Here is a 4,581-nt window from a genome sequence, read left to right as displayed (position 1 = left end):
TCCCGGACCGGAGCCGGGGAACGGCTCCGGACGCCGCGCCGTACGAGCCGTCCTTGATGGGTGCGCCGTCCGTGACGGGCGTGTCCTCCGCAGGGGACGCGCCGTCCGCGGCGGGCGGCGCGGGCGGGACCGGCGTCCGGGTCCTGGTGGCCGAGGACAACGAGGTCAACCAGCAGGTCGTCGTGGAGATGCTCGCGGGCCTCGGCTACGCCGCCGACGTCGCCGGGGACGGCGAGGAGGCGCTGCGCCTGCTGCGGGCGGGCCGCTACGACGCCGTGCTCATGGACTGCCAGATGCCGCGTCTGGACGGCTACCAGGCCACCGAGCGGATCCGGTTGCTGCCCGCCCCACTGAGCGCCGTCCCGATCATCGCGCTGACCGCCTCCGCCCTGGCCTCCGACGAGCAGCGCTGCCTGGCGGCCGGCATGGACGCGTTCCTCGCCAAGCCGCTGCGCAGGCAGCAGCTCGACGCCGCCCTGCGCACGGCGCTGGCCGGCCGTACCGGCGATACGGCCGCCGACTCCGGAGAACCGGGGACGGCGACCGCCGGGGCAGGACACGGCGCCGCCGCGGAGCCGGAGGTCCCGGCCGCCACGACCGGAATCCCCGCCGCCGAGGAACTGCTCGACCCGGACGTGCTCGACGAACTGCGCGACATCGGGCCCAAGCTCACCGAGAAGTTCCTCCCGTCCTATCTGCACAACTCCTCGGCGGCCACCGCCGCCATCGTCGACGCGGCCGACCGCAGAGACCTGGAGGAGCTGGCCCGGCTCGCCCACAAGCTGCGGGGCAGCAGCGCCGCCTTCGCCGGGCGGCGGCTCTCGGCGACCTGCACCACCCTGGAGGAGGCCGCCAACGCCGGCGACGCCGACACCGCCACGGCACTGGCCTGCGCCGTGGCCCGCCAGGCCGACGCCACCTCCCGCGCGCTGGTCGCCACGCTGGTGCCCGCGCAGAACGCCGGATGGTGACGGCGGACCGGCGGACCCGGAGCCGGGTGACCGGGACCGCCGCCGTCCCGGTACGGACGCTCGTCACAGCCGGTGGACGGTGCCTGGAAGCTCCCCGCCCGGAATCCTTCCGGACGTCTTCCGGGCGCCTTCCGCGGCCGGCTTCACCGTGAGGCGTCCTGAGCCCCGGTTGGCGAGGCGGGGACCAGTTCGAGGAACATCTGCGAGGGCCGTCCCCGCAACATCGCCCGGAGAAGGTCGAAGGCCGCGAAGGCCGCGGCCAGCGGTGGGAACAGCGGGTGCCGTGTCACCGGCCGCTCGGCGGACACCCGTACCCACCCCCGGCGGCCGCGGCGGCCAGCAGGCTGACCCCCCAGAAAGGGGCTCCCTGCGTATAGGAGAACGCGCGTACGGCGAGTCCGCACTCGCCGGCGAGGCGGGTGAGGTTGTGCCGGTCGAACAGCACCCAGTGCCTGGGGCAGTGATAGCCGCCCCAGTTGCGATGCCGGAACAGGCGTGCGTCCAGGCTGTCGGTGTTCGGGGTTTTGATCAGGATGGACCCCTGGGGGGTCAGATGCCGGCGGAGTGTCTCCAGTACCGCGCGGGGATCGCTGACATGCTCGATCAGGTTGATCAGCAGGATGAGGTCGAACCGCTCGTGGGTGGAGAACTCCTCCACCCGCCCGCAGAAGTAGCGGTGCCCCCGGGCGACGGCGCGCGCCTGGGCATCCGGATCGAGGTCGACGACCTGCGTGAACGTGACGCGGGAGTCGATCGCGCGGATCACGTCGAGCTGCCAGCCGTCACCACCGCCCACATCGAGGACCCGCAGGTCGTCGCCGGCCAGTTTGGACAGGATGCGCCGCAGCCGCAGGGAGTCGAGCCGATCCTTGATCCGGTGCACGAACGACTGCTCGGCGGAGGCGTAGGCGTAGTAGTTCGCCGGATAGATCTCCGAGAGCCGGTCGACCGGCAGGGGGTCGATGAACAGGACTCCGCAGCCCAGACAGCGGTGATATCCGAACTCGTCGCCGCTGGTGTGGTATTCCACGTCCCGCGCCCGCGCCCACGGCTGCGACGCGGTGCCTCCGCAAGCCGGACAGCGCAGGGCCGGAGCGGCGCCCTCCTCGTTCAGGGGCGTGCGGCCGACGATGTGCTCGGTCATATCCGCTCCAATTGCCGCCACGTGCGGTAATAGGTGGTCTGCCTGCTCCGCAGGAGGGGCGCGATCTCGGTGTTCATGAGGAATTCCTCCACCTCCCGGAGGCGGGTGAAGGAGACGCTGGGATCCCAGTGATGAAGCAGGTGGCGGTTGAACCCGGCCGAACCGATGACCCTCGCCGCCGCGCCGTCGCCGAAGAGCCGGTTCACCGGCCCGTGGGGGACCTGTGTGTAGTCGGCCGCGTCGTCGGCGAACTCGCTGCGATGCTCGAGCACCTGGCGGACCGTGTTGATCAGCGGAAGGACGACCAGTTGGCCGATCGTCCAGGCCACGGCCAGCGGAACGGCTTCCGCCCACAGGGCGCAGCCGACCATCGAGGCGTTGACCAGGGCTGCGACGGGGAGCACCCGGTCCACCGGCCCGGATCCGTTCGCCTCCGCCCCGGACTTGCTCCTTATCAGCCGCCGGTAGTGCTGCAGAGCCCGGAACAGGCGGACCGCCGTCAGTCCTTCGGCGAGGAAACGAAGGTCGAGCGGGGCGAAGTAACTGCGTTCGGGATCACGCGTCGTGCCCAGATAGCGGTGATGATCGAAATGCACCTTCCGGTACACCCTGACGTCCATCCCCACGAGGACCCCGATCAGGGCGTTGGCCAGCCTGTCGCTGGCGCGTCGGCCCGGCGCCAGATTGTAGTGCGCGCCCTCGTGCAGGAAGGTCGTCAGGTAGTGCAGGCACAGGCCGAACACGATGCCGCCGGAGAGGGTGATCCCGACCGCCGCGGCGGTCCCGGACACCGCCCCCTGCAGCAGGACGACGGCGGTGGCGCTCAGCACGAGACCGGCGTGCCCCGCGAGGAGGCTCATCCAGACCACACCCCAGCGGGGCGTCAGACCTCGACGAAAATCGACATATCGCCGCCCGAAGGAATCGACCAGAGTCGAGTGACGAACGGTGCCGATATCCAGAGGTGCCGCGTCGGTTGACATTCCCACTCCCCCCAATGAGACTTCGCCACTATATGACACCGCCATGATTCGCCTGGATTATCAGAGTAATTTTTTGTCCATGCGAACGCGTGTCATATGCGCCGACAATGCGAATCGGCAGGGGATCGTCGCCGACCGGACGACATGCTCCATTATGTAAATATGATTCCACCGTGCATGCGATCGGGTCGTTTCAACCCCGCGTGGTGAAACTTTTCGGCCGTTCAGAGGAAGGATCCTCACCTGACCGGAGAGGCCCGCACTCCGTGCGGAAAGGCGCCGCAGGCCGGACGAGCACGGTCCGATCGATCTCTTCGGACCGTGCTGCCCGGGCTCATGCCTCGGACCGGCGGGCCAGGCCTCAGAGCGCGCGGCCGAGGAGGCCCAGGGGCGGGGAGCCGAGGTCCAGCATCGCGGTGTGGAAGCGCTTGAGCGTGAAGCCCGCGCCCCACTCCGCCCTGGCCCGCTCACGCAGGTCGAGGATCTCCAGCTTGCCCCAGGTGTAGCGGCCGTAGGTCGGGTCGAAGGTGGCCCGCCGGGCCTCCGAGAGCGCGGCCGGGCCGGCCAGGTGGGTGTCGGCCTCGAAGCGGCGCGCGCCCTCCTCGACCGTCATCGCGCCGGTGTGCACGCCGATCGCGCAGGCCAGCCGGGTCACCCGGATCAGTGCCTCCAGCCAGACGCCGATCTCGAAGCGCGGGTCGTCCGGGGCGAAGCCCTCCTCGACGCAGAGCTCCTCGGCGTAATGGGCCCAGCCCTCGCAGAACGCCAGCGACATCAGCGTCCGGCGCACGTCGGAGGACGCGTGGCGCAGGGCCCGGCCGTGCGAGAAGTGCCCGGGAGCGACCTCGTGCACGTTGATCGCGGGCAGCGTGGTGGCGCTGAAGACCTCCAGCCACTCCTCGATCTCCTGCTCCGGCCAGGTGGGCTCGGGCGGGGTGATGTAGTACCAGGACGGGCTCTCGGGCTCGCCGGGCGCGGCCCAGCTGATCATCGCCATGGCCCAGCGGCGGGACTCGGGCGCCAGGCCGACCAGGCACTCGCCGTCGTGGTAGGGCACCAGGTCCTTCTCCCGGGTGAAGGCGATCGCCCGCTCGGTGCCCTCCCGGGCGGCGTCGATCACACCGTCGATGCCGGGGTGGTCGCGGACCAGCTCGCGGCAGACGTCCAGCGGCGGCCGGTCTCCGCGGCCCAGCTTCGCGCACGACTCGGCCAGCCGCGCCATCAGCCGGTCGCGCTCGGCGTCGGCCCGTTCGGCGAGCCGGCCCAGGTCCACCGTGAGCCCCTCGCCCGCGCCCATCAGCCGGGCCAGGCCGTCGGCCCGAGGGAGGCGTCGGGGTCTCCGGCGCGCGCGCCTCCTCGACGTGCTCGACCAGGCGGGCGTGCGCCTTGAGCGCCGCCTCCCGCACGGCGTCGTCGACGCCGTCCCGCGGCACCCCGGCGGCCAGGCCTCGGACGGTGCCGAGCAGCGCGGTGGCGACCGGCG

The 4,581-nt window shown here is 71.4% G+C and carries 4 protein-coding genes; 1 reads left to right on the top strand and 3 read right to left on the bottom strand.

All coding sequences use genetic code 11. The annotated features are described in order from the left end of the window. Nucleotides 1-971 (top strand): response regulator (locus ACWJ6R_RS30695; RefSeq protein ID WP_449065571.1); only part of this gene is annotated, 971 nt, incomplete at its 5' end. Between the two features lie 286 nt (nucleotides 972-1,257). Here the strand turns inward: ACWJ6R_RS30695 and ACWJ6R_RS30690 are convergent. The 3 genes from ACWJ6R_RS30690 to ACWJ6R_RS30680 all read right to left on the bottom strand — a co-directional run bounded on the left by ACWJ6R_RS30690 (nucleotide 1,258) and on the right by ACWJ6R_RS30680 (nucleotide 4,395). Then, complete coding sequence (locus ACWJ6R_RS30690; protein WP_449065570.1) at nucleotides 1,258-2,115, bottom strand: class I SAM-dependent methyltransferase; 858 nt, start codon at nucleotides 2,113-2,115, stop codon at nucleotides 1,258-1,260. Then, a complete protein-coding gene (locus ACWJ6R_RS30685; protein WP_449065569.1) occupies nucleotides 2,112-3,098 on the bottom strand; it encodes a fatty acid desaturase in 987 nt (328 codons plus the stop codon). The genes ACWJ6R_RS30690 and ACWJ6R_RS30685 overlap by 4 nt, the downstream gene beginning before the upstream one ends. A gap of 361 nt (nucleotides 3,099-3,459) precedes the next feature. Further along, nucleotides 3,460-4,395 carry a DUF885 family protein gene (locus ACWJ6R_RS30680; protein WP_449065568.1) on the bottom strand — a complete coding sequence of 312 codons (936 nt, stop codon included), beginning with the start codon at nucleotides 4,393-4,395 and terminating at the stop codon, nucleotides 3,460-3,462. Between the last annotated feature and the right edge of the window lie 186 nt (nucleotides 4,396-4,581).

This window comes from Planomonospora algeriensis (genome assembly GCF_977012225.1).
The sequence above is the reverse complement of the archived record's forward strand: the minus strand, read 5'-3'. Positions and strand labels throughout refer to the sequence as shown.

Excerpts from the sequence above, each read along its gene's own strand:
- ACWJ6R_RS30690 (WP_449065570.1), bottom strand. The coding sequence starts at position 2,115 with ATGACCGAGCACATCGTCGGCCGCACGCCCCTGAACGAGGAGGGCGCC.
- ACWJ6R_RS30685 (WP_449065569.1), bottom strand. The coding sequence starts at position 3,098 with ATGTCAACCGACGCGGCACCTCTGGATATCGGCACCGTTCGTCACTCG.
- ACWJ6R_RS30680 (WP_449065568.1), bottom strand. The coding sequence starts at position 4,395 with ATGGGCGCGGGCGAGGGGCTCACGGTGGACCTGGGCCGGCTCGCCGAA.